Source organism: Novosphingobium sp. B1 (assembly GCF_900176395.1).
Classification (GTDB): Bacteria; Pseudomonadota; Alphaproteobacteria; order Sphingomonadales; family Sphingomonadaceae; genus Novosphingobium.
Window position 1 is genome coordinate 737,410 of record NZ_FWXL01000001.1, and the last position, 22,048, is coordinate 759,457.

General features: G+C 65.0%; 26 protein-coding genes and 1 pseudogene. 3 read left to right on the forward strand and 24 right to left on the reverse strand.

Translation table 11 applies throughout. The features are described 5' to 3' along the window. Positions 1-26 precede the first annotated feature (26 nt). The 17 genes from B9A23_RS03515 to B9A23_RS03595 all read right to left on the reverse strand — a co-directional run bounded on the left by B9A23_RS03515 (position 27) and on the right by B9A23_RS03595 (position 15,067). Complete coding sequence (locus B9A23_RS03515; RefSeq protein WP_084277424.1) at positions 27-629, reverse strand: DNA-3-methyladenine glycosylase I; 603 nt, start codon at positions 627-629, stop codon at positions 27-29. Next, the gene (locus B9A23_RS23040; RefSeq protein ID WP_084277425.1) at positions 626-811 is read right to left on the reverse strand and encodes a hypothetical protein; all 186 of its coding nucleotides are present in this window, start codon (positions 809-811) and stop codon (positions 626-628) included. The genes B9A23_RS03515 and B9A23_RS23040 overlap by 4 nt, the downstream gene beginning before the upstream one ends. A 109-nt stretch (positions 812-920) precedes the next feature. Next, positions 921-1,847: a DUF2493 domain-containing protein gene (locus B9A23_RS03525; RefSeq protein WP_084277426.1), complete on the reverse strand. Its 927-nt coding sequence runs from the start codon at positions 1,845-1,847 to the stop codon at positions 921-923. Positions 1,848-2,160: 313 nt separating this feature from the next. Further along, entirely contained in the window at positions 2,161-3,222 is a 1,062-nt protein-coding gene (locus B9A23_RS03530; RefSeq protein ID WP_254894949.1) for a DUF7146 domain-containing protein, read from the reverse strand. Between the two features lie 11 nt (positions 3,223-3,233). After that, positions 3,234-7,583 (reverse strand): strawberry notch family protein, encoded by a 4,350-nt coding sequence (locus B9A23_RS03535; RefSeq protein ID WP_084277428.1) that lies wholly within the window; start codon positions 7,581-7,583, stop codon positions 3,234-3,236. 97 nt (positions 7,584-7,680) lie between these two features. Continuing rightward, entirely contained in the window at positions 7,681-7,875 is a 195-nt protein-coding gene (locus tag B9A23_RS03540; RefSeq protein ID WP_084277429.1) for a hypothetical protein, read from the reverse strand. Positions 7,876-8,063: 188 nt separating this feature from the next. Further along, positions 8,064-8,432, reverse strand: a complete 369-nt coding sequence (locus B9A23_RS03545; protein WP_217806577.1) for a DUF4326 domain-containing protein — start codon at positions 8,430-8,432, stop codon at positions 8,064-8,066. Positions 8,433-8,577: 145 nt separating this feature from the next. Further along, entirely contained in the window at positions 8,578-9,381 is an 804-nt protein-coding gene (locus B9A23_RS03550) for a DUF7007 domain-containing protein (protein ID WP_084277431.1), read from the reverse strand. Continuing rightward, complete coding sequence (locus B9A23_RS03555) at positions 9,378-9,668, reverse strand: hypothetical protein (protein ID WP_084277432.1); 291 nt, start codon at positions 9,666-9,668, stop codon at positions 9,378-9,380. The genes B9A23_RS03550 and B9A23_RS03555 overlap by 4 nt, the downstream gene beginning before the upstream one ends. Further along, positions 9,665-10,141, reverse strand: a complete 477-nt coding sequence (locus B9A23_RS03560) for a hypothetical protein (RefSeq protein ID WP_084277433.1) — start codon at positions 10,139-10,141, stop codon at positions 9,665-9,667. The genes B9A23_RS03555 and B9A23_RS03560 overlap by 4 nt, the downstream gene beginning before the upstream one ends. A 74-nt stretch (positions 10,142-10,215) precedes the next feature. Further along, entirely contained in the window at positions 10,216-10,962 is a 747-nt protein-coding gene (locus B9A23_RS03565; protein ID WP_084277434.1) for a hypothetical protein, read from the reverse strand. Positions 10,963-11,040: 78 nt separating this feature from the next. Beyond that, positions 11,041-11,310: a DUF5983 family protein gene (locus B9A23_RS03570; protein ID WP_084277435.1), complete on the reverse strand. Its 270-nt coding sequence runs from the start codon at positions 11,308-11,310 to the stop codon at positions 11,041-11,043. Continuing rightward, positions 11,307-11,717, reverse strand: a complete 411-nt coding sequence (locus tag B9A23_RS03575; RefSeq protein ID WP_084277527.1) for a DUF6915 family protein — start codon at positions 11,715-11,717, stop codon at positions 11,307-11,309. Before B9A23_RS03575 ends, B9A23_RS03570 begins: the two co-directional genes overlap by 4 nt. Positions 11,718-11,724: 7 nt before the next feature. Further along, on the reverse strand, positions 11,725-12,192 hold the full coding sequence (locus B9A23_RS03580; RefSeq protein WP_084277436.1) for a DUF6878 family protein: 468 nt from the start codon (positions 12,190-12,192) through the stop codon (positions 11,725-11,727). An 81-nt stretch (positions 12,193-12,273) separates the two neighbouring features. Further along, complete coding sequence (locus B9A23_RS03585; protein WP_084277437.1) at positions 12,274-12,468, reverse strand: hypothetical protein; 195 nt, start codon at positions 12,466-12,468, stop codon at positions 12,274-12,276. Positions 12,469-12,533: 65 nt separating this feature from the next. Next, positions 12,534-14,714 carry a ParB/RepB/Spo0J family partition protein gene (locus tag B9A23_RS03590; RefSeq protein WP_084277438.1) on the reverse strand — a complete coding sequence of 727 codons (2,181 nt, stop codon included), beginning with the start codon at positions 14,712-14,714 and terminating at the stop codon, positions 12,534-12,536. Positions 14,715-14,851: 137 nt separating this feature from the next. Then, on the reverse strand, positions 14,852-15,067 hold the full coding sequence (locus B9A23_RS03595) for a hypothetical protein (RefSeq protein ID WP_139797294.1): 216 nt from the start codon (positions 15,065-15,067) through the stop codon (positions 14,852-14,854). A gap of 201 nt (positions 15,068-15,268) precedes the next feature. Between B9A23_RS03595 and B9A23_RS03600 the strand changes: the two genes are divergently transcribed. Together B9A23_RS03600 and B9A23_RS03605 are read left to right on the forward strand one after the other, a co-directional pair. After that, complete coding sequence (locus B9A23_RS03600; RefSeq protein ID WP_084277440.1) at positions 15,269-15,766, forward strand: GNAT family N-acetyltransferase; 498 nt, start codon at positions 15,269-15,271, stop codon at positions 15,764-15,766. A 111-nt stretch (positions 15,767-15,877) separates the two neighbouring features. Beyond that, positions 15,878-16,066, forward strand: a complete 189-nt coding sequence (locus tag B9A23_RS03605) for a DUF6771 family protein (RefSeq protein WP_139797295.1) — start codon at positions 15,878-15,880, stop codon at positions 16,064-16,066. On the opposite strand, the gene B9A23_RS03610 is transcribed toward B9A23_RS03605, so the two are convergent. From B9A23_RS03610 to B9A23_RS22690, 6 genes are all read right to left on the reverse strand, one after another. Then, positions 16,050-16,259, reverse strand: coding sequence for a hypothetical protein (locus B9A23_RS03610; protein WP_139797296.1), 210 nt, complete (start codon positions 16,257-16,259; stop codon positions 16,050-16,052). The two genes, B9A23_RS03605 and B9A23_RS03610, sit on opposite strands and share 17 nt — an antisense overlap. Before the next feature lie 57 nt (positions 16,260-16,316). After that, positions 16,317-16,703: a hypothetical protein gene (locus tag B9A23_RS03615; protein ID WP_084277442.1), complete on the reverse strand. Its 387-nt coding sequence runs from the start codon at positions 16,701-16,703 to the stop codon at positions 16,317-16,319. Positions 16,704-16,746: 43 nt separating this feature from the next. Further along, the gene (locus B9A23_RS03620; protein WP_254894950.1) at positions 16,747-17,922 is read right to left on the reverse strand and encodes a hypothetical protein; all 1,176 of its coding nucleotides are present in this window, start codon (positions 17,920-17,922) and stop codon (positions 16,747-16,749) included. Then, positions 17,922-18,323: a DUF2958 domain-containing protein gene (locus B9A23_RS03625; RefSeq protein ID WP_084277443.1), complete on the reverse strand. Its 402-nt coding sequence runs from the start codon at positions 18,321-18,323 to the stop codon at positions 17,922-17,924. The genes B9A23_RS03620 and B9A23_RS03625 overlap by 1 nt, the downstream gene beginning before the upstream one ends. Then, the gene (locus B9A23_RS03630; protein WP_084277444.1) at positions 18,320-19,303 is read right to left on the reverse strand and encodes an ArdC family protein; all 984 of its coding nucleotides are present in this window, start codon (positions 19,301-19,303) and stop codon (positions 18,320-18,322) included. Before B9A23_RS03630 ends, B9A23_RS03625 begins: the two co-directional genes overlap by 4 nt. 153 nt (positions 19,304-19,456) lie before the next feature. Then, on the reverse strand, positions 19,457-19,888 hold the full coding sequence (locus B9A23_RS22690) for a hypothetical protein (protein ID WP_176217868.1): 432 nt from the start codon (positions 19,886-19,888) through the stop codon (positions 19,457-19,459). Between the two features lie 53 nt (positions 19,889-19,941). Between B9A23_RS22690 and B9A23_RS03640 the strand changes: the two are divergent. Then, positions 19,942-21,210, forward strand: a pseudogene (locus tag B9A23_RS03640) (IS701 family transposase); the annotation flags it as partial. Positions 21,211-21,574: 364 nt separating this feature from the next. Here B9A23_RS03640 and B9A23_RS03645 read toward each other — a convergent pair. Continuing rightward, positions 21,575-22,048 (reverse strand): transposase (locus B9A23_RS03645; protein WP_139797297.1); only part of this gene is annotated, 474 nt, incomplete at its 5' end.

A 22,048-nucleotide genomic window follows, 5' to 3' on the forward strand; every position in this document is an offset into this window, starting at 1 on the left:
GCCGGACGATATTCGGGAAGAGCCTCTCAGCCCGGCCGCCGGAACACCTCACGGGCGCGCTGCACTTTCGCGCGGGTGACGCAGCCTTCGGCGTGATCGTTGATGAGCCCCATCGCCTGCATGAAAGCATGGACCGTGGTCGGACCGACAAAGGCCCAGCCGCGCTTCTTCAGATCCTTCGACATGGCGATGGAGGCGGGCGAGGTCGATGCCTGATTGGGAATATCGCCGCCCTGTGGCTCATAGCTCCAGACATAGACGGCCAGCGATCCGGCCTCGCGCACGAGATCCTGCGCCCGGGCGGCATTGTTGACGACCGCCTCGATCTTGCCGCGATGCCGCACGATCCCGGCGTCCTGCAGCAGGCGCTCGACATCGGCCTGATCGAAGGCCGCCACGCGGTCGATCTCGAACCCGGCAAAGGCCGCACGAAAATTCTCGCGCTTGGTGAGAATGGTCCGCCAGGAAAGGCCTGACTGGAAGCCTTCCAGACTCAATTTCTCGAACAGGCGGCGATCGTCATCGACCGGAAAACCCCATTCGCTGTCATGATAGGCGATGTAGTCGGGTGAAGCCGCGCACCAAAGACAGCGTGCTTGCCCATCAGGTGGCGTGAACAGGGCGCTCATGTCGTGTGACGCAAAAGGGCGTCCAGACGCAGCGCCATGGTTTTGCGCATGCGCCTCACCCTTGCGATCAGCTGTGTCACGCGTGCAGCTGACAGATTGAACTGGCGACCGAGCGCCGCATAGCTGGCGCCTTCGCTATGAAGCCTTTCAAGCTCGGCGTTGCGAGCAGCCTTGCATGTCATCGAAAATCCCCTGTTCGAATCTACCAGACAAAGCAGCAGATATCTGAGAATAGGGTATCGACGTCCCTGAGCGCAAGATTTTCGTTCTTGTTTCGTTTCAAATTCCGGTTCACCCGGCCCGTTTCCGGAAATCCCAGATGCGGATGCCGAGCTTGCGGGCCTTGTCGGCGAGATTGTCCTGGATGCCCGTGCCGGGGAAGACGATCACGCCCTTGGGCATGACCGCCAGCATCGCATCGTTGCGCTTGAACGGTGCGGCCTTCTTGTGCCGGTTCCAATCGGGGCGACAGGGATCCTGCGGCACATTGCGATCACGTGCCCAGCAGGCGGCGATGCGCTCGGCGCCGGTGGGCGTTGCGCCATGCATGAGGATCATGCTCGGCAGTTGCTGATGGACTTTGTCGAGCACGGCGTAGATGCGCTGATGATCGTTGTAGTCGGCGCCGCCAGTGAAGGCGATGCGCACGCCATCGGGATCGAGCAGCCGCTGCTTCTTATAGCCGCGCTTCTCGACATGCTTGCGGCTGTCGAGCACCGCCGAGGTCAGCGCCTTGTGGTTGACCATCGGGCCGGAACGGGGAAGCCAGGGTTTGCGCAGATGGATGCGGAACTGCTCGGCGGCGGCATCGCGAAAATATTCCATCGTGTCGCGCCGTTCGATCATGGTGATCCCTTCGGCGATCGTGCGCTCCAGCTCGACGGACTTGACCTCGCTGCCATCCTGTTCGCGCTGCATCCGCTTCTGCGCCTGCTCATTGTCGTCAAGCTCGCGCTCGATCCTTGTCCCGGCGCGGTGGAAGACGTTGACGATGCCCCAGGCAAGATCCTCAAGGTCGGGTTCGATCCGCGTGTCGATCAGGCAGGAAACCAGAGCGTCGAACATCTCGGCGACCGCGCCGCCGGCAATGCGATCGTCGGGCAGCGGGCGATGATCGGGTTCATCTTCATAGGGCCGATAGCCGTAGAGCTGCATTTCCTGAAGGAGGTAGGCGGTGGAACCGGGTTGTGGATTCTGGGGCTGGTCATCATGGGTCATTGTCATTCTTTCCGTGCCTGTGAGCCGCGCCTCTCGCGGCCTTCGTGGCGACGGCCAGCGGCGGGTGGAACGGGACTGCACCGCAGCCCTTGGGGTGCGGCCGGAGCGAAGCGGAGGATGGCGCAGCGGGGGCTATTTTGCCTCGCGATGCAAAGGGGCTTCAGCCCCGGCGGAACATAGCTCCCGCGCAGCCATTGCCGTCCCGGGCCGCTTGCCGCAGTCGCCCTCTCCCGAAGGCCGGTGGCGTGGCGTCTCCTAAAGGCCGGAGCCGATGGCGATGATCCACCAGGCCCAGACCGTGATCCGCTGCCTCTCAGTCTCCCGTCAGGACATGCGCGGCATCCCCGGCCCGCAGTTGCCCCCGAAGCGCTGCCGCCAGACGCTCCCGCCCGAAGGCCATAAGGTCGTCGTTAAAATCGCCAAGCCTGGGTTCGAGCGGCACGATTTCGATGCCCGCCGTGATCGCCCGCTGGGACAATGTCTTCAACGCTCCCGCGCCGGCGGGATCGTCGTCGCGCGCGACATAGAGGCGCTTCAGCCCTGCCGGGAACAGGATGGCCGCGAGATGAGCGGCGGAAAGGCCTGCAATCGCGGGCATCACCGGCATGACCTGGCGCAGCGACAACATGGTCTCGATGCCTTCTCCGGCCATCATCACTGCGCCGGCACGCCCGAACCACACCCCATGCCCAAGCAACTCGCCCATGGCGCGCCGGGGATAGGCGACCGGCGCCTTGGTCGAGCCGTCGAGCGCGAGCCAGGTGCGATGGACGCCCGTGACGCTGCCATCGAGATCGGTGACCGCCGCGATCATCGCCGGCCATGCGGGGCGGACATCGGGATCGTCGTCGTCCGATGCCCGATACCAGCAATGGGGATGGAAACGCAGCGCCTCACAGCCGGTGAGATTCGTGATCTGCCGGGAGGCGAGATAGGTTCGGACCAGGCTGCTCCCGATTGGCTTCGATCCGCCATGAAGCCGCCGCGCGGCCTCGGGCGTTCCGGTCGGCGCCTTCGCCTTGCGGAACGGCGTAGTTTCCACCGGCGGCGGCATGGGCAGGCTCAGAAAATGACGGGCCTCGTCGAGCGTCTCGCGCAAGGTCCGGCACTGTTTCGCGGCGGCGATCACATCGAGCAGGTCGCCATGATCGCCGCTTTGCGCATCGGTCCATTTGCCCGCAGCGCCGCGTCCGTCCGGCGATGTCGCCAGACGGACATAGAGGCTGCGTCCCGGCGTATTGCGCACATCGCCCACCAGCCAGTAGCGGCCTTCACGATGGCCCTTCGAGAGATAATGGCGACACACGGCCTCGGCGTTGTCGGCGAGAGCAACAGCAATCTGGCTGGCGGGGCTTGTCAGCATTTTGGTGGGCATGACAGGGCTCCTCAGGCGGCCTTGCGCCCGGAGATCCGCTCGACCGGGAAACGATCGAGCAGACGCTCCAGCACAGCGACGCCGACAGCCCCTGTCGGCACATAGAGTTTAAGCTTCCACGAGACGATCTCGGAGATCAAGCCCAGCGATTTGAGGCGCTCCACACCCAGATCGTTGAACCCGGTGAGTTCGATCCGCCAGTCGTTCATCGCCCGAACGCGCTGGAGCTTCTGGTTCTGCGCCAGAAGCAGCGCGGCTTCGCCCGACAGGAGCATCGCCATCGCGTCCTCGCCTGACACTGTGACCGGCCCGTCATCATTGGCCACACGCGCCGCCCAGGCCGGAGAGACGCGGCGGCCGATGATCCGCTCGCCGTCATCGCTCTGGAGCCGATAGACGCGGGTCGATTCGTCGGGCAGCAGCTTCCAGATCGGCAGCAGCAGCCCCGAGACCATATGCAGGGTCGAGACCTCATGGCTCGGCAAGCCGGCAAGCTCGGCGGACCATGCCGCGCTGAAAGCGTCACGTTCCACTTCCTCCCAGTGACCGGCAAGCAGCATCTCGGCCGGGATCACGCTGTCAGTGAGCGGCCAGACCAGGCGCACGCGCGGATGAATCGCACCGTCATCATCGGTCACGCTGCGCGCCCGGCGTTGGATCGCGGCCTTGCCGGTCCTGGCGTTCACCAGCAGCTTTGCGCCGCGATTGTCAGCCTGCTCCAGCGCCTCCTCAAGCGAAAGCGGGGTCAGCCGATCCTTGCGCTCGATCGTCAGCAGAGCGGTTTGCGCGCCCGTGCCCGGATGGGTGTAGATCGGCGCGCGGCCGACGATGCGGAAGCTCTCCGCAGCCAAGGTTTCCAGCCCGACCTCATAGCTCCCCGATGCCTGCGCCTGTTCGATCCGGGCGGTGAGCAGGCCCTCGAATGCTTCGAACAGCAGGTTCTGCATGGCGACGGTGAGCGCGAGCATGCGGTTCAGAAAGATGTTGATGCCGGGCAGCTCATCCTTGAGGCCACCGTCGCTATCGAGCAGCGACAAGCCGGTCGCCGCCTCGAAGCGGGCGAGCGAGCAGCCCTCGACCTTGCCGCGCGCGAGCAGCACATAGAGCTGACGCAGCGCATCGCGCGCATACCACGATTCCAGATTGTCCTCGGGCCGGAACATATTCTGCCCGCCGGTCTGGCGCTGGCCGCGCGTGATCGCACCCAGCGAATCGAGGCGTCGGGCGATGGTCGAGATGAAGCGCTTCTGCGCCTTCACATCGGTCGAGACCGGCCGGAACAGCGGAGGCTGCTTCTGATTGGTGCGATTGGTGCGCCCGAAGCCCTGGATGGCGGCATCGGCCTTCCAGCCCGCTTCGAGCAGATAATGGACGCGGCGGCGCTGGTTCACCGCGCCGAGATCGGCATGATAGCTGCGCCCGGTGCCGCCCGCCTCGGAAAAGACCAGGATGCGCTTCACATCGCTCTGGAAGGCATCAGTCTCGTGCAGCGCCGCCGAGGCCGGACGGTTCTCGACCGCGAAGCGCACCGTGCCGTCATCGTTCGTCTTCGGCACCACGCGCCGCGACCGGCCCGTCACCTCCGCCACCATCTCCGTCCCGAAATGCTGGACGATCTGGTCGAGCGCGCCGGGAACGGGCGGCAGGGCGGCGAGCCGCTCGATCATCGCATCACGCAAGCGCACCGCCTCACGGTTGATGATCGGATTGCCCTCTGTGTCATGGACCGGCCGGGAGAAAAGATTGCCCTCGCCGTCGGTGAACGGCTCGTAGAGCTGCACCGGGAAGCTGTGCTGCAGGTAGGACAGAACGCCGTCCCTCGGCGTGATGTCCACCGAGACGTCATTCCATTCGTCGGCAGGGATCTCCGCGAGGCGGCGCTCCTGCATCGCTTCGCCGGTCGAGACGATCTGGACCACCGCGGCATGGCCCGCCTCCAGATCGCGCGCGATGCTGGCGATGACGCTGGGCGTCTGCATGCTGGTGATGAGATGGTTGAAGAAGCGCTGGAGCATGCCCTGATAGGCGGATTTGGCCTGCGCCTTGGCCTGGCGGTTGAGCGTACCATGCGAAGCGCTGGTGACACCCGCCGCTTCGAGCGCGGCGTCGAGATTGTTGTGAATCACTTCGAACGCCGAGGCATAGCTGTCATAGATGCGCACCTGCTCAGGTGTCAGTCGGTGCTCGAGCATCTCATATTCGACACCATCGAAGGACAGCGAACGCGCCGCATAGAGCCCCAGCGCCTTCAGATCCCTCGCGAGCACCTCCATCGCCGCGACCCCGCCATTCTCGATCGCGGTGACGAACTCCCCGCGCGTCGCGAAGGGAAAGTCGTCGCCACCCCAGAGGCCGAGACGCTGGGCGTAGGCGAGGTTCTGCACGGTAGTCGCGCCGGTCGCAGAGACATAGACGATGCGCGCATTGGGCAGCGCGTGCTGCAATCGGAGCCCCGCACGGCCCTGCTGCGAGGGCGCGACATCGCCACGCGCGCCCTTGCCGCCGGCGGCATTGGCCATCGCGTGGGCCTCGTCGAACACGATCACCCCGTCGAAGTCCGCGCCGAGCCATTCGACAATCTGCTCGACGCGCGATTTCTTGCCGCCGCGTTCCTGCGAGCGCAGTGTGGCATAGGTCGTGAACAGTACGCCTTCGTCGAGGCGGATGGCGCTGCCCTGCTTGAAGCGCGAAAGCGGCGTCATCAGCAGCCGTTCCTGCCCGAGCGCGGTCCAGTCGCGCTGGGCATCCTCCAGCAACCGATCGGAGACCGACAGCCACAGCGCCTTGCGACGGCCTTTCAGCCAATTGTCGAGGATGATCGCGGCGACCTGCCGACCTTTCCCCGCGCCGGTGCCGTCACCGAGGAACCAGCCACGCCGGAACTTGATCGCCCCTTCGGCATCCTCCGCCGCAGCGGTCACAACATCGCAGGTGGCATCGACCTTCCACGAACCCGACAGATGCCCATCGTGGGCTTCGCCGGCATAGATCACGGATTCGATCTGCGCATCGGAGAGGATGCCCAGCGTGGCGAGCTGGGGCGGCAGATGCGGCCGGTAGGAGGGCCTGGGCGGCGCGACCGAGGCCATCGCGGCGGACTGGACCAGCGGCGTCGGGTGTGCGCCTGCGCCAGGGACCACGATCGACTGGAGTGCATAGGGCTCGTAGATGCTCTCGCCGAGCCGATCGGCGGGCGGCGTCCAGTCGGTCGTCTCATAGGCCTGTTCGACCGCTTCGGTCTCAGGATCGGCGGGCGCAGAGGGCGACACGGCGATCCGCGCCTTCGCCAACCCGCGCGAAACAGATGCGGTGACCGGCAGGGGCGTGACAGGCGATGGTGTGATCGGTGCGCGCGGCGGCACCTGATCCAGCACCCAACCGAGCAGCGTGGCAGTATCGGGCGCCTTGCCGGCACTCTCGACGAACCGGCCCGGATTTTCCGCGGGCAGCTTGTCGATTACGGTCAACCGCGTGTCGATGGTCGTGCCGTGCTTCGCATAGATCTTGCCATCGATAGCGGCGGTGAACACGACGCGGGCCTGTTCCTGCAGCCGCGTGAACGGGGCGCGCCACTCCCAGGACGCCGGCGCACAGCTGGCGCCGGTGATCGCGACCAGCCGGCCGCCCGGTTCGAGTCGGGCCAGTGCGGATTCGATATGGCGCATCACCGCGTTCCGCATTGTCCGGTCGACATGGGCCACGGCCGAGAAAGGCGGATTCATCAGCACGACGGTCGGGCGGATCGCAAGTCGCAGCCGATCGTCGATCGACGCGGCGTCATGGTTCGAGACGGCGATGCCCGCAAAGAGATGGCCGAGTAGCGCGGCGCGGGTTTCCGCAAGCTCGTTGAGCGTCAGACCCGCGCGTGACAGCACGGCATGGACTGCCAGCATGCCGGTGCCTGCCGAGGGTTCGAGCACATGATCGCCGGGTACGAGCGCAGCGGCGAGCGCTGCGACATAGGCAAGGCCCGGCGGCGTCGAATATTGCTGGAGCGCCTGCGAAGTTTTCGAGCGGCGGGTGTGCGTCGGCAGCAGGGCGGCAATCCGTTCGATCAGCGCCAGCGCGCTGGCAGGCGCACGGCCGATGATCGTCTGGCCATAGCGGCGCAGAAACAGGATCTCGGCGGCCTCGCAGGCGTCATAGGCGCTCTTCCAGTCCCACGCGCCTTCGGCGTCGGTTCCGCCGAACGCTTGCGACATCGCCGCGCGCAAGGTTGCGGCATCGACCGGACGCCCGGCCTCCAGGCTGGGCAGGAGGCCGCGCGCGGCAGCGAGCAGGGCAACGCCCTGCAAGGCAAAGCCGGATGCGGCCGGGAGGGGCGCGGCGCAAAGCGCCGCGTCGGACAGGATCTGGGTCATGGGGGCAAGTCTCCGGGAGAGCGAGAAAGGGCGAAGCCCGCCGGACGCTCTCTCTGGGCCCGGCCGGGTTCTCCCTTCCCGGCCAAGCCTCTCCCTCTCACCCGGGCTCGATATCGAAGTCCTCCTCGACGCCCAGCGCCTTCAGCCGCGCATGATCGACGCTGCGCACGATCTCATAGTCGTCCGACATATACGCATAGTCGCCGGCCCGGACGTCGCCGAGCAAGCCCCAGGTGCCATCGGGCCAGACCGCAACATCGTCAGGGCCATAAGGGAGCGTGTGATCGGTCATAAGCTGTCTCCTGTTCCTGTGGCGGAACCATTCCCGCCGACGCCGGAAACAAGAGGCCGGACGAGACCGTCACCGAGCATGTGCGAGGGAAACCCCTTGCGGGTTGACGGACATGAGACCGTGCCTCTTACCGGACGTCGATCAGGCGGGAAGATCAGACACGAGGACGGGGAGATCGCGGCTGGCCGTCACGCCGCGGAACGCCACCAGATGATACGCTCCTGCCGACTGGCCCTGGCGAGCCACAACAGCAGGTCGCCGTGGCACGGCAGCGGTGCGCAATAGCAGACGAGATCACATCCGCGCAGCTCGTCGAGCGCCCGCAGAAGCTGATGCTGGCGGCGTAGCCAGCGCGCATATCTGGCGATGACCTCGGCGCGATCGCCATCGCGGCCGATGACGAACGGATTACCCCATTTTGAGCCGCGTCCGATATAGGCAGCGTTTTCAGGAACGCCTGCCAGTCGCTTGTTGAGCACCTTGCACATCTGTTGTCTCCGCGCCGCCAGCACGACGGCATGCGAGCGCGAGAGGCACGGGTAAGGTCCGCGCGTCACCGGAGGGGAACGGCTTGCCCGTTGACGATCGGCAAGGCCGTGCCAAAGCCAGCGATGCCGCTGTGCGGGGCGAGCCGGATGATGCACGCGCCTCTGGCTGGCGGGCATGAAAAATGCCCGTCCCGATATGAGGAACGGGCATCGATCAGGCTGGTATCGGTTGATGGCGCGCGGGATCGATCACGAAACCGTGGCTTCCGGCGCTATATTCGGCGGCGGGCACGAGCCATGCGCACCTGTCCGATCCGTCGCGACGGCCGCCAATCGCGGCGATGGTCTCGATGAAACCCGGATGCCGTTTCGACGTGACCGCCGAGATCACCACCCAGTCTGCGGCATGCTCGCGCTCGAACCGCTGCCGGTCACGGGTGAACGATTCCTCCGCACTCAGCATCCGGCCATGAACCGCTTCCCAAGTATCGGGCTCCCAGTCGCGGAGCGTCCGGTCGGCGGATCGTTTCTCCCGGTCGGTGAAGATGTCGGGATAGCCGACCGCAACCCGCGCCCAGTCACCATCTTCTTCATACCACCCGCCCTTGAGCCGCAGCGCGGGATGCAAGGCCGCGTTGCGGGCGCGGTCTAGCTTGAACCCGCCATGCGAAGCGGTGGAATGACAGACCACACCCTCGGCATAGATGGTCGCGCCCTGCGACATGCCCCAGGGCGTCGAGACACGCATGCACACCTCCTTGCGCCCAAGGGCCGCGCACTGGGTGAGGTGGCGCGCGACATCCTCGACATGCGCGCGAAAGCCCGCCGCGTCAGGAACGATGCCCTCGCTGCCAAAGACATCGGCCTCGCTCCATTCCCCGATCCGACGCCGCGGCTGCCATCCCGACGCCAGCCGGAAACCGGAAGCGCATGGCACAGCGATATAAGCGATGTCGCCGACCCGGGCCGCGAGGTGCCCGTCGGCGCTGGCGCCATAGTCCGGAAGGATCGCGCTCATGCCGCCCTCCTGTCGCCGTAAACCAGCCTTGGTTTGTGATAGGGGCCGTAACTGCGCGTTCGCGCGAAGCTCGGATCATCGGCTTCGTCGACCAGATATTCGGTGACCTCCTCGGCATAGTCGGTGTCGATCACCGCCGGATGGACCGGGATCAGTCCCACCGCATGCCGGGCGCCGAACACCACGGCGTCGGCGGCTCGCATCGCCGCGCGATGATCGCACGCATCGACCGCCACCTTGATCCGGATAGTCGCATAGACATGCACGAAGTGCCGCCGTCTGCTCATGCCGCCCTCCCGAGCCGGACAGGCGCCGCGACCAGATCGGGATCAGCGACCTCCTCCATGACAGAACCGTGATAGCGATGCGCCGCAGCCCAGGCTTCGGCAGCGGCGCGGTTGGGCGCGAGATGGTGCAACTCCTCGCGGCCATCGCGGCGCGACACGATGCGCACCATGCCCGCCTTGGGCTGGTCGGCGATCTCGAAACGCAGCTGGCTGTCGAGGGTATATATCCGGCGGACCACTATCAGGATCGTGCCCTGGCTCCCGTAATTGCCGAGATGGAGCGCGAAGGTCGCGGGCGACGGGTAGGTCCGGCCGGAACAGCCGGCGGCACGCTCGACCAGCCGGCCCATGCCGTTTGCCTCATTCCACGCCCGCAGCTTGCGCGTGAACCGCGCTGGCGGACGCGGTTCACCATTGGAGAAAGTGATCAGGCTGCCGAGCGGCGCGGTGTCGTAGATATGCTGTGCGGACATTTTCATGCTCCTTGAAGCGCGAAAGCCCGGCGCATGGCCGGGCTTTCGAGAGGGTGATGAATGAGAGGGAAGGATCAGGCAGAGGCAGCGCGCGCGAGCCGGATCGCCGTCATGGCGGTGCTGGATTCGAGGTCGCGAAGCTGCTCGTCGAGATCAAGCGTCGGGATCAGCGCAAAACAGGCCTGCCGGATCTGCTCGTCGGTGACTGTCACCCCGGCGGCGTCGGTGCCCTCACAGGCCTGCTGGATATTCGCCGCCATAGAACGGATCTCGGCTTCCTTGAGCGTCAGGACCGAATGTTTGCCATGACCGGGTGCGCAGCCCAGATCGCCGTAGTCGCACCTGTCGAGCAGCCGCGCTTCCATCTCGCTGGTCGAACTGGAGAGGATATGATCGGCCGTCACTACGGTAACGCTGCCGCCAAAGCCATCGGGCCGCATCTTCGTACAGGTCCAGGCGGAAGTGATGACGACATGATCCAGTTCCTCGCATCGCCGGATGATCTGCTGGAAGATCGCACCCTCGCCCAGATCGGACAGGTCGAGTTCCAGTTCGGCTTCGTCGGGTGAGACGTCAGCCAGTTTGGCGCGGATCATCTCGACGACAGGGCCGGACGGTGCCAGTTCGTCCGCCAGCATGGATTTGATATCGGCAATGTCGAGCCAGACCGTGTCGGACGGTCCTTCGCTGGCGAAGAAATAGGAGGCATCACCGTCGCTCTCATGCTCGAACATCTGGCAAAGCAAGGCATGTTCGAGCGGAGTGATTGCAGCGAGCGGAATGCTCGGTCGCACGACGGTCGGCGAATGATAATCAGCCATGATCAGGTCTCCAGATATGCAAAAAGCCCGACGCGATGGCCGGGCTCGGTGGTTGAAAGGTGGAAAGGCGACGACCGGCTACCCCCAGTCGAAGACGGGCAAGTCGCCGATCTCGTCGGCATCGCGGTCGAAGTTGATGTATTCCGCCCCGAGCGAGCGGGCGTGCGCCATGATCGCGGCAAGATCGTCCGGCACATCCTCGCCGGGCTCCTCGCTGGCCCAGACGAACCAGCCATAGGGCGTCGATGACGCGATCACGTCCGTCCTGTCGACGTAGTCGCGCGCATCAGGCGAGAGGTGCGCCGTCGAGCAATCGAGGAAGAGCCGCAGCGGATAGATAACGCTCATGGCTGCCCTCCCGCGATGACCGTCGCCATGGTTGACCGCTCCGGGTCGCCGGCGGCGAAGGGATCGACATCGCGATGGATCGGCTGCGCGCGTCCCATCCAGGGCTCGGGCCTGATGCAGCGCACCCAATCGGCGAAGCTGGGAATGAATCCCAAGTCCTCGCGCACGTGCATCTCGCCGATCAACCTAACCGGAACGACCCGGCCCGTCGAAAGAGTGATGGTTGGACCAAACGCCCTCTCAAGTTCAAATATACCCTGAGCATGGTGCCGGAGCGCACGATGGCGGAAATCCGCTGTGATCTCCTTGGACGGCTGATCGAACCACTGGTGCAGCGCCAGATAGTCTTCCGGCACGCTGCCCCATTTGCGGACCGAGGAAAGCGCGTGATGATAGCAATGTCCCATCGCCGCCTCACCATTCATGCCAATAGGATTCGGACGAGGTGAACCGCTCATTATAATCGAGCGCGATGGTGCCGGCGGTCACGTCGAAGGTGAACTCGCCATAGGCGCCATCGTTATTCTCCCAACCGCAATGCTTCTGGCGGAGCAGATCGTAGCAGAGGTCTTCGATCGCTTCGCCGGGCGACAGATTGTTGGCGACGGGTTGGTCGGCACCATGGTCGAGCATCATCACTTCGACCGTCCCGACCGGCATTTCGACCTGCTCGTCAGCGCGGAAGGGGGCAATGTCCTCGATCTGGCCGCTGTCACCGCCTCCGTCGAAGGTGACGATGACGCGCGTGATGCCCGCCGAGGCGAGGACCGCGAACAGCCTGGCCTTGTTGTCGGGAAGGAGATGGGCAGCGCGTGCCTCCCATTCGCGAAAGCGCGCCAAGATCGCGTCCATGTCGATCACGGGCTGAGGAGTATCGGTCATTGCTATTCTCCGGAACGGCAAAAGCCCGGCGCTGCGACCGGGCTTTCTGAGAAAAAGGGAAGGATATGACGGGACGGTGCGTCATTCGCGCAAAGCCCCGCTGGCTACGTCGGCGATCCATGCGGCCGCCTCGTCGAAATCGGCGTCATCGTCTTCGACGAGCCGGGCGAGCGCGACGGCGCCCTCGCGGCCCAAATGACCAAGACGGTGCAAGGCGGCGTGCAGGACAGGCGCCAGGCGGTCGGCGCTGGCGGTCTCAAGATTGGCAACAGACATGGCTCGATCCTTCAGGAACGGATTGGAAGGAGGCGGGGCAGCGAAATGCCACCCCGCCCGGAGGTTCAGGCCGCTTCCGGCAGCGCCTCGCCGTCGTCATTGCCGGCAACGGCGCCAGCCTCGACCAGCTCTTCATCGAGGAAGGCCGGAAGCGTGGTGGCCTCATCGACTTGCCCCTCCGGTTCGCCAGCCTGCGCGGCATCCACCAGCACCGGCGTGCGCATCGGTTCGGGCAGCCAGTCGCCGTCCTCGAGCAGCCGTTCGGCCTCGCGGGCCATGTCGGCCTTCTTGAGATGGTCGATCATCTCCGCGAACTTCGCGCCCTTGGCCTCGGCCACATCGGCGATGATCCGCTGCTTGGTGACGCTGCCGAGATAGCCTGCGACCGTCGGCCGCCAGCCCGCGCCGACTAGATCCAGCCCGACCGCCCGGGCAAGGACATGGCTATGCTCGACCCGGCGCTCGATGCTGCTCTTCGAGATGCGGCCATTGTCATACTTGGGCACCACCTCCTGTTGCGCGTTCAGAACCCGCGAAGCGCAATGCGCGAAGAGCGCGGCCTGCTCGTTGCCGTCGAGCGCCAGCAGAGCTTCCCACAAATTCTTGTCAGAATCGGGGAGCCGGTCGGCCCAGCGCTTGTGCCGCTCGGCGATCGACCGCGCCGGCGCGCTGTCGCGCAGTCCCGTGGTCGAGAAGCCGAAGGACGCTTCATGGAGCGAGATCTGCAGGCAGGATTCGCGTGTCGAAGAATAGAAGCAATCGAGCACGAAGGCATGCAGCACCGCCGCGAAGGCAGTCGAGGGCGACTGCGCGAACGCATCCTGCAGCGCCAGCGTGCGCCAGGCGGTGAGTTCTGCGACGAGCCGGTCGGGCAGCGGCTTGACCACCTCGCCATCCTCATCGTCCTCATCCCCGGATGCCGCGCTGATCGGAACGACATTGGAGACGCCCGGACCGGCCGCTTGATCCTCGTCCGCCGCGTCGTCATCACCTGTCTCGGCGCGATGTCCGGCATGACCGTCCACGCCGACATCTTCCGCGCCTTCGATCTCGATCACCGGCTCATCCTCGGGGCGGACATAGCCGCGCTCGACCGCGAGCGTGCCGTCGACCTCGATCGACAGGAACGCGCCGGCGATGACCATATCCCGCGCCTCGAAGCTCATCGGCCGTTCGACCAGCATGCCGATAGCGGCATCGATCGCCTCGATCCGCGCCTGGACCTCATCGGGCACCTCGGGCGCATCGGCCCATTCGGCTTCAAGCTCCTCGATCTCGGTCTGGAGCGCGGCGAGCTTCGCTTCCTCCTCGCCGGTCATGGCAAGCTCGACTCCGTCGATCTCGCGCAGGCCGTTGGTCACGCCCCAGGGCATGTCGATGGCGGTCGCGACCCATTTCCAGCCCTCGGCAGCGATGCGCTCGCCTTCCGCCTGGAGCTTCTCGCCAACGAGGCGGTCGAGCAGCGCGGGATCGGTCAGCCAGCCGCCATCATCGGGCTCGAACAGGTCGCGCATGACACAGCCGCCCGCCGCGACATAGGCTTCGACGCCAATGAATCGCACCCGCTTGTCGCGCGCGCGCACTGTGTTCTCGGTGAGCTTCTGGCGGATATAGGCGCCCGACTTGTTATAGCTGTGCGCGAGCATCTCCCAGACCTGTTCCTGACGCGCATGATCGTCGGAGACGGCGAAGGCCATGAGCTGTTCGAGCGTCATGCCGTCCTCGGCATAGATGTCGTGCAGCTTGGGCGAAACCTTGGCGAGGCGCAGCCGCTGCGTGACCACCGCAGGCGTCACCAGGAAATGCGCGGCGATGGCTTCTACGCCTTCGCCCTTGTCGACCATCGCCTGCATGGCGCGGAACTGGTCGAGCGGATGGAGCTGCTCGCGGAAGGTGTTCTCGGCGAAGCTGTCCTCTTCGGCCGTGACGACATCATTGGCCGCCTTGACGACGCAAGGGATGGGCGCGTCCTTGGCGAGCCGCTTCTGCTGCACCAGCAGTTCGAGCGCGCGGAACCGCCGGCCACCGGCCGGCACCTCAAAGTGGCCGGTCTCCTGACCCTCGCCGTCCAGCATGGGCCGCACATTGAGGCTCTGGAGCAGGGTGCGGCGCACGATGTCGGCGGCCAGCTCGCCGATCGACACGCCGGCTTTGACCCGGCGGACATTGGACTGGGACAGGACCAGACGGTCGAACGGGATGTCGCGCGAGCCGCTGAGGATGATCTTCGGAAGGCTTTTAGCCATCGGTTTTCTCCATGACGGGCCGCCGGAAGACTCTCTCCCGGCTCCCGGCCCGTCACTAAGCCCCGGCTTCCCTCTGCCTCTTTCGGGCCTGCCACCGGCAGGCCCGTTTCGCTCGCCCCCGGCGCGGCCCGGCGTCCTCACAGCACACCGGCCAGAACGAGAACCGCCGCCCAGCACAGGAGCGCGCCCAGAAGGATGACCAGCAGCGAAACACCGGGCGACAGGCGGGTTTCCTGGAGCCGGGCCTCATGGTCGGCGGTGTCCATGTCGGGTGTTGCCTCCATCACGAACCAGGCCGCGACAAAGGCGCGCAGGCGGGCGATGAGGGGATGCGAAGAGGTGGATCGGGTCATGGCATTCTCCATGACGAGCAGCCAGGAGACTCTCTCCCGGCTTCCTGCCCGTCACGAGACCCGCAGGGATACTCTCGCTCTTGGGTGCCGCCGCAGGCAGGCCGTCCACGCCCCTATGCTCCGACGTATGTCGGGCGCTGTTCACGGTCTGACGGGCATGTTGCTGTTGCCCGAGCGGGTCGGACCCGTCAGACGAGCCTGATGATCATTCGCGTCGAAACACCTGCCGACATCTCGACCATTCGCGCCCTGACCGAAGCCGCGTTCAAAAGTGTCGAACACAGTAGCCAGACCGAAGGCGCAATCGTCGATGCGCTCAGAGCCGCTGGCGCGCTCCCCCTCTCGCTTGTCGCGGAGCAGGATGGCAAGATCGTGGGGCATATCGCCTTCTCGCCGGTGCTGATCGACGGCAAGGATTTGGGCTGGTTCGGTCTGGGGCCGGTATCGGTCTGGCCCTACCTCCAACGCAGCGGCATCGGCAGCGCCTTGATCCTGGAGGGATTACAGCAGCTTCGGCAACGGGGTGCGGCCGGATGCGTGCTGCTCGGCGATCCCGATTATTATCGCCGCTTCGGGTTCAGCAGCGATGATGCGCTGCGCTACGGCGATGTTCCGCCGGAATATTTCCAGTCGTTGATCCTGTCAGGCGAGCCCTGCGCGGGCGAGGTTACCTACCATGAAGGGTTCGAGGCGCGCTGACAGCGCAGTGGAAGTCAGTCGTCTGCGTTGGAGCGTGCAGGCAAGGCACGAGGACGGGTCATCCACCGCAACCGGCTCGTCAGAATGTTCGATATTCGTTCTCATTGACGCATGGAACGAATCGAACGACAGCAACTGTCCGCTATCCTGCTTGCCGCGCCCGGCTGGGCGCGGGTCGGGCTGACGATGCCGGACGAGCGGATGCGCGAGCGCGCCGCAGACACGCTTGCGGCAACCATCATCGAAAGACTGGAAGGAACGCCCGGCCCCGACCCGGATCAGTTCAGGCTTCCGCTCTGAGCCCTTCGGTGCCGGCAGGCGCGGCGTCGAACACGCCCCGCCGGACCGCAAGACGATCGGAGAAGGTCACGACGTTCGTGCGCCCGTCGCGATCGATCTGCGTGAAGCGCAGCATATCCCCCTTGAGGATTTCGATCATCACCGGCGGCAGCTCGTCCAGCGGATCATGGAAGGTCTGGCGGTTCTTCGGCATCGGCGCCTCCGTGGGCCGGGATCGCTCGTCCATAGCATGGATCGGGATACAGTCCGATCACCGATGCTCGTCGGGCACATATTCCTCATGGCCCTGCCATACGATCTGGTCCCCTTCATAGATGGTGACGAAACCGCGCCTGCGTACGATTGGCTCCGGCGGCTTCGCCGAGAAGTTCAGGCATCCGAAAGTGTCGACCGTCGCCGAGAAGGCCAGCGGCTTGCCGGCCTGCATCAGCACACGGTCGCAGGTGCCCGACGGACGCTTGACCCGCCGTTTCGACAGGCCGAGCTGGAAGGATTCATAGGCGCGGACCTCCCAATCGGACGGCGGCGACCAGTGCCGGCAGTATTTGCAGTAGCGCGGTCCCGGCGGTTCCTTGTTGTCCTCCTCGTCGAGCGCCGGCCCGCCATTGTGCCCAACACGGGCGCGCGGATCGCTCATTGCCCGCGTCCGTGTTCGAGCCAGGCGCGCAGGCGCTGGCGCATCACGCCAATCCCGGCATTGATTTCGGTGATCTCGGCATCGGGGGTGATGCAGTGCATTTCGCGAAAGCCTTCGAGGAAGGCGCGCATGACCTTGAGGTAGAGGCCGCCACCGACCATCGCGACGTCTGTGAATGGCCGCGTGCCATGATAGCAGAGGCTGCCGATCTCCCAGCCGGGATGCGAGCCGTAGTTGTGGGCGACGGCGGACGCGGCCAGCGTGTTCCCATGCCGCCCGCGATCATGCGGGTCGCAAGGTCAGGCGTCAGCCGCGCATCATAGTCCTCGATCGGCCGGTCGCCCATGCCAAAACCGTAGCGCGCCGACAGGAACCCGACGCGCGCGAGCTTGCGGTCGGGATCGACGCTGCGCCAGGTCTGCCAGAGCGGGCCGTCATAGCGCTCCCACGCGGGCATCCATCCGGGATCATGGCGTTTGGTCGCAGAGCAGGCGAGAATCAACAGACGGTGTGAAAAGCCTGCAGCGCGGGTCTGGGGCACATCGACGCGCACCACGCGGACTGGACGGCCTTGCTCCACCTCGGCGAGCCGCCCGATCAGGGCGATGTCGGCGTCGGTGCAGACAGCCCGAACGTGGAAGGTCGCAAGGCCGTCGACTTCGACCGGCGGCACCGCATCGATGAACAGGATGCCGTGGCCGAGATTGCCGCAATATTGCGGGGCCTCGACAGGTTCATGTCCGGGCGCCGGTTCGATCCTGCGCTGGCCGACGCGCCTGAAGGCCTCGGCCAAGCAACGGGGATCGGGCGTGACGCGCGCCTGCGGACGGGCATGATATTTCCACGGCGGCCGTCCCGGATCGACCTTGCCGATGCGGATCTGGTGCAGCAGGTCCGCGAAGCTGGATGGATCGGCCGGATAGGGACAATCCCTCCACGCCCGTCGGATCGCCTGGCGTTGTGCTTCGGGAAAGGCAAACAGGCTCGCCCGTGCCGAACGCCAGACGGCGGCACGCGCGTCCCGCCGATCCTGCTGCTGGCGGGGCCACCATTCGGCCCGGCGCGCCATCTCCTCCTCGACGCTATGCTGCCCTCTGGCGATCAGGTCGGCGAAGAGCGGCAGCGCCTCGCGCTCGCGCCGCTGCTTATGGGCGAAGGCGGCGCGTTTGCGCGACGTCTCCTCATAGGAGGTGGGCCGGGGCCATTTGGCGAAGCGCATCACGCACCGCCTTTCGCGGCTCTGGCGGCCCGGTAGAGGATGCGTTCGGCCTCGACCAGCGAGCCAGCCCGGCGGGCCGCTCCGGCATAGACCGAAAGCGGGAATGCGCCTTCGAACAGGATGTCCCGCTCTATACCGAGGCCGAAGGGAAGCTGGATCGATTCCAGTTCCTCCAGCGCGAAACTGCCCAGTTCCGGACAGCCGAAACCAAGGTCCGCAAGGCCGAAGAAAATCCCGTCCTCATCCAGCTCGGTCACGAGCCAGGTGGCGGACCCAACGGGATTGAAGAAGCGGACCACGGGCACCGGATCGGGTGCCGGCTCGCCGCGACGAAGCGCGTCGGCCCGGGCGAGGGCGTTGGCGCGAAGCTGCTCGCGCAATTCAGGAGTCAGGAGGATCATGCCGCAGCCCTCCCTTCTAGCGCGATGGCGCAGTCGGGGTCCGGGTCGGGATCGTCGTCATTGGCGGCGAGTGCCGCTTCGGGCCGGAAAGCGAGGAGATAATCGGCGGCCTTGGACGCGGCGCTGGCGGCGCGCAGGATGGCGCGATTGTCCTCCCGGATGATTTCGAGCCAGGAGCCGATGTAATCCGCGTGACGAACAGTCGGCACGATTCCCAGAGCTGCACAGCAGTAAGCGGCTGAAATTTCAGCGATCATCTCTTCCCGACCATATTCAGGCGATTCGAAGGCGCCGCTCTGGTCGCGATTGAGACGCGAGGGGTGGCCGACCCAATGCGAGAGTTCGTGGAGGGCCGTCCGGTGCCAGTTTATGGGGTCGAAATAATCCTCCGGCCGGGGCACGGCGACATAATCGTGACGCGGCGAATAATAGGCTTGTGCCCCGCCGATCCGGAAATCGGCGCCGGTCGCATCGATCAGGGCTTGCGCTTGCGGCAGGATCATCCCTTCGGGGATCGGCGCCGGCGGTTCGCAGATATGCGCTGGCAGCCCGTCGCATTGCTCGACCGAGAAGACGGTGAAGCTCTTGAGGAAGGGGATGCCGCCAGACGGCTCGCGCCCCTCGTTCTCCGCGCGGCGCCGCTCCTCGCCGGGGATGAAGCGACGGGTATAGATGATCCCGACGCCATGCTCTCCGCGCCGGACGGAACCGCCGAGCGCGACCGCCTGGCGGAAGGTGAGGAAGGCGTGTCCGGCAAAGCCGCGTTCGACGACGGCGTTCCACAGGGTCAGGATATTGAGGCCGCTGTACCGCCGGTTGCTGACGGCATTATAGGGCATCCCGATTGCCGCGCGGGACGAGCCCCAGGGCTGCACCCAGGGCACGCGCCCGGTTTCGAGTTCAGTGATGATGCGGTTGGTGATCTGCTCGTAGAGGTTCGCCCGTTCGCCGGTCGGGCGGGTGCGGTGTGCCTGTGCCATGGCCTGTCTCCATGACGGGCCGGCGGCGAGCCTCTCTCGCAACCCTTAACCCGTCACGGCCATCCGGCTTTTCTTTCCCTCTAACGGGGCGCTACGGGGCGCGAGCCCCGTTCGAAGGGGTGCGGCGAGACGCAGCGAAGCTGCGGCTTGCAGTCAGGGGAAGGCTTTCCCCTCCAAGAATCGAATTATACGCCAGCCCACGAAACAACGCGCCATCGTCAGAGGCTCGCGTGGTCGCCCGGTGGTCGCCCGAGCAAAAACAGGAGCAACGCACGCCTCATTGCCTTTCGGCAAAATATTGATTTTAAGAGAGAAATTGGAGCGGGCGAAGGGATTCGAACCCTCGACCCCAACCTTGGCAAGGTTGTGATAGAGGATCGACCGCAGATACTCCCGGACACGGCGCGCGACCAGGTCGGGCTCACTGCGGATTTGGGTCAGGGTGAACTTCTGCTTCGACAGCTCATCATCCTTTTCGATCAGGCGCTGGGTCGCGACTGAATTGGACGCGACCGCGTTCAACAGTGTGTCGCCTAGATTGGCTTCGAGCGCGGTCACCTGCTGTGAAAAGACCAGCCGGTTCACTAGCACTACTTTGGCAGAAGTGTAATTTTCGGGATCCCCATGACGCTGATTGCATGATTCATGGGGAGCCAGCTTTGATGGAAGCTGGCGATGAACGAGGATTGGCAGGCAGATCTGGAGCGATGGCTCTCGCCCTATCTGGAAGACCTGGGTAACAAGACACGGCGGCGGATGTGTCCGGCCTACATTGCGGGCCTTATTAGACCAGATGATCGCAAGAGCATCCAGCCCATGGCAGCCCGTTCGGATGCAATACCCTATGATCGGCTGCATCATTTCATCGGGGCAGGCCTGTGGGACAGCGCTCCGCTGGAAGCGACCTTGTGGAAGCAGGCGGACGAACTGCTTGGTAGTGACAGAGCCTGGCTGATCATCGACGACACCGCCCTGCCCAAAAAGGGCAGGGCCTCGGTTGGCGTTGCGCCCCAGTATGCCACCGCGCTGGGCAAGAATGCGAACTGCCAGACGCTTGTGTCGGTGACGCTGGCCTCGGGAGAAGTCCGCTTATGCTGAGCTTGCGGCTGTTTCTGCCCGAAAGCTGGACGAACGATACTGCGCGCATGGACAAGGCTGGCGTGCCTGCCGCATTCCAAGAATACCACACGAAGCCCGAGATCGCGATTGAAGAGATCGATCGTGTTATCGCTGCCGGAGTGCGCTTCGGCTGCGTGCTGGCCGATGCCGATTACGGGCTGTCCGCTCCATTCCGGCAAGCGCTGAGCGCACGTAGCCTTTGCTGGGCCGTCGGCATTCCCCGGCACCAGAAGGTCTATCCTGCCAACGTCCAACTGATCTTCCCAGTCGCGGGGCGTGGTCGCCCACGGGTTCGTCATGTTCCGGACGTCAGATCCATGGCTGCACATGTCATGCTCGAGGGTGCGCAGTGGCGACAGGTCAGTTGGCGCAAGGGAACGAAGGGACGCCTGACGGCCCGTTTTGCTGCCATGCGCGTGCGCATTGCCGATGGCGCGCCGCAGCGGATCGGCTCCGCCGGAGCTCAGCACATGCCGGGCGAGGAAGCTTGGCTGGTGGGGGAGCATCGCTCGAATGGCGAGCGAAAATACTACCTCTCCAATCTGCCCGCAGACACCCCGATGAAGGCTCTCGCTGGCGCGATCAAAGCGCGCTGGATCTGCGAACAGGCCCATCAGCAACTCAAGGAAGAACTCGGCCTCGATCACTTCGAGGGTCGATCCTGGGCCGGACTTCACCGCCATGCCTTGATGTCGATGATGGCCTATGCATTTTTGCAATCCCGAAGGCTCGCTAAGGCGGGACGGAAAAAAAAGAATCCTCGGCCCGCCTCCTCAACCCAGCCTGCCAGCAGTGCGCCAGGCGATCCTTGCCCGCCTGTCACGCTCACCACCCGATGATTGCCCACACTGCGGATGCAGCGTTAACAGACCTCCCCGCACACTTCTGCCAAAGTAGTGCTTCTGTAATGGGCCTTTGTTCGTCAAGTCCCTCTGAATGATTATCTCGTCGCCAGGATCATGCTTCTGTCCGTGGTCAGCACGAAGGCTGCCACACCATGCCATCAGATCCAAGCCGGCAGATCAATCTAGGAAGCGTGGTTTGCCGAAGCATTCACAGCACTACACACGATCTTGCCAAGCCTGCGTCCCAGCGACGGGACCTCATTGGAAGCGTGCCGGTCCCGGCCCGCCTCGATCAGCAGTTCGTCCTTCAAGCGGCCATTGTGCTTGCCCCCCAGCGGAAGTCAGTGGCGTCCACCCACATGCGATGGAGCACAACCCCCAGTTTGCGTGCGAGCGCGACCTTGGCGCGTTTCATGCCGCGACGCTTTGCCACCTCGAGCGCCCAGCGCTTCAGGCTGGAAAAGCGCGTCGCTCGCGTCAGCATGATGTGCGCCGCCTCGAAGAGCGCGGTTCGCACCATCGCGTCGCCGACCTTGCTGACACCTCCGTCCCGGTCGGTCTCGCCAGACTGATACTTCTTCGGCGTGAGGCCAAAGTAGGCGCCGACCGTAATCGATTTTCCAAAGCGGGCCGGATCGTCGATCGCGGATCGATATGTCAGGGCGACCAATGCACCGACGCCGGGCATGCTCATCAACCGGTGGCAAATCTTGTCTGCGCGTGCGATCTTCAGCATCTCCCGGTGCAGCCTGGTGAACTCCCGCCACAACGCTTCCCGTGC

Coding starts and splice junctions, on each gene's coding strand:
- B9A23_RS03585 (WP_084277437.1), bottom strand. CDS start 12,468: ATGTCTGTTGCCAATCTTGAGACCGCCAGCGCCGACCGCCTGGCGCCT.
- B9A23_RS03525 (WP_084277426.1), bottom strand. CDS start 1,847: ATGACCCATGATGACCAGCCCCAGAATCCACAACCCGGTTCCACCGCC.
- B9A23_RS03580 (WP_084277436.1), bottom strand. CDS start 12,192: ATGACCGATACTCCTCAGCCCGTGATCGACATGGACGCGATCTTGGCG.
- B9A23_RS03550 (WP_084277431.1), bottom strand. CDS start 9,381: ATGAGCGCGATCCTTCCGGACTATGGCGCCAGCGCCGACGGGCACCTC.
- B9A23_RS03625 (WP_084277443.1), bottom strand. CDS start 18,323: ATGATCCTCCTGACTCCTGAATTGCGCGAGCAGCTTCGCGCCAACGCC.
- B9A23_RS03620 (WP_254894950.1), bottom strand. CDS start 17,922: ATGCGCTTCGCCAAATGGCCCCGGCCCACCTCCTATGAGGAGACGTCG.
- B9A23_RS03590 (WP_084277438.1), bottom strand. CDS start 14,714: ATGGCTAAAAGCCTTCCGAAGATCATCCTCAGCGGCTCGCGCGACATC.
- B9A23_RS03570 (WP_084277435.1), bottom strand. CDS start 11,310: ATGAGCGTTATCTATCCGCTGCGGCTCTTCCTCGATTGCTCGACGGCG.
- B9A23_RS03535 (WP_084277428.1), bottom strand. CDS start 7,583: ATGACCCAGATCCTGTCCGACGCGGCGCTTTGCGCCGCGCCCCTCCCG.
- B9A23_RS03595 (WP_139797294.1), bottom strand. CDS start 15,067: ATGACCCGATCCACCTCTTCGCATCCCCTCATCGCCCGCCTGCGCGCC.
- B9A23_RS03540 (WP_084277429.1), bottom strand. CDS start 7,875: ATGACCGATCACACGCTCCCTTATGGCCCTGACGATGTTGCGGTCTGG.
- B9A23_RS03605 (WP_139797295.1), top strand. CDS start 15,878: ATGGAACGAATCGAACGACAGCAACTGTCCGCTATCCTGCTTGCCGCG.
- B9A23_RS03560 (WP_084277433.1), bottom strand. CDS start 10,141: ATGTCCGCACAGCATATCTACGACACCGCGCCGCTCGGCAGCCTGATC.
- B9A23_RS03575 (WP_084277527.1), bottom strand. CDS start 11,717: ATGGGACATTGCTATCATCACGCGCTTTCCTCGGTCCGCAAATGGGGC.
- B9A23_RS03555 (WP_084277432.1), bottom strand. CDS start 9,668: ATGAGCAGACGGCGGCACTTCGTGCATGTCTATGCGACTATCCGGATC.
- B9A23_RS23040 (WP_084277425.1), bottom strand. CDS start 811: ATGACATGCAAGGCTGCTCGCAACGCCGAGCTTGAAAGGCTTCATAGC.
- B9A23_RS03615 (WP_084277442.1), bottom strand. CDS start 16,703: ATGAGCGATCCGCGCGCCCGTGTTGGGCACAATGGCGGGCCGGCGCTC.
- B9A23_RS03515 (WP_084277424.1), bottom strand. CDS start 629: ATGAGCGCCCTGTTCACGCCACCTGATGGGCAAGCACGCTGTCTTTGG.
- B9A23_RS03610 (WP_139797296.1), bottom strand. CDS start 16,259: ATGCCGAAGAACCGCCAGACCTTCCATGATCCGCTGGACGAGCTGCCG.
- B9A23_RS03630 (WP_084277444.1), bottom strand. CDS start 19,303: ATGGCACAGGCACACCGCACCCGCCCGACCGGCGAACGGGCGAACCTC.
- B9A23_RS03565 (WP_084277434.1), bottom strand. CDS start 10,962: ATGGCTGATTATCATTCGCCGACCGTCGTGCGACCGAGCATTCCGCTC.
- B9A23_RS03530 (WP_254894949.1), bottom strand. CDS start 3,222: ATGCCCACCAAAATGCTGACAAGCCCCGCCAGCCAGATTGCTGTTGCT.
- B9A23_RS03600 (WP_084277440.1), top strand. CDS start 15,269: ATGATCATTCGCGTCGAAACACCTGCCGACATCTCGACCATTCGCGCC.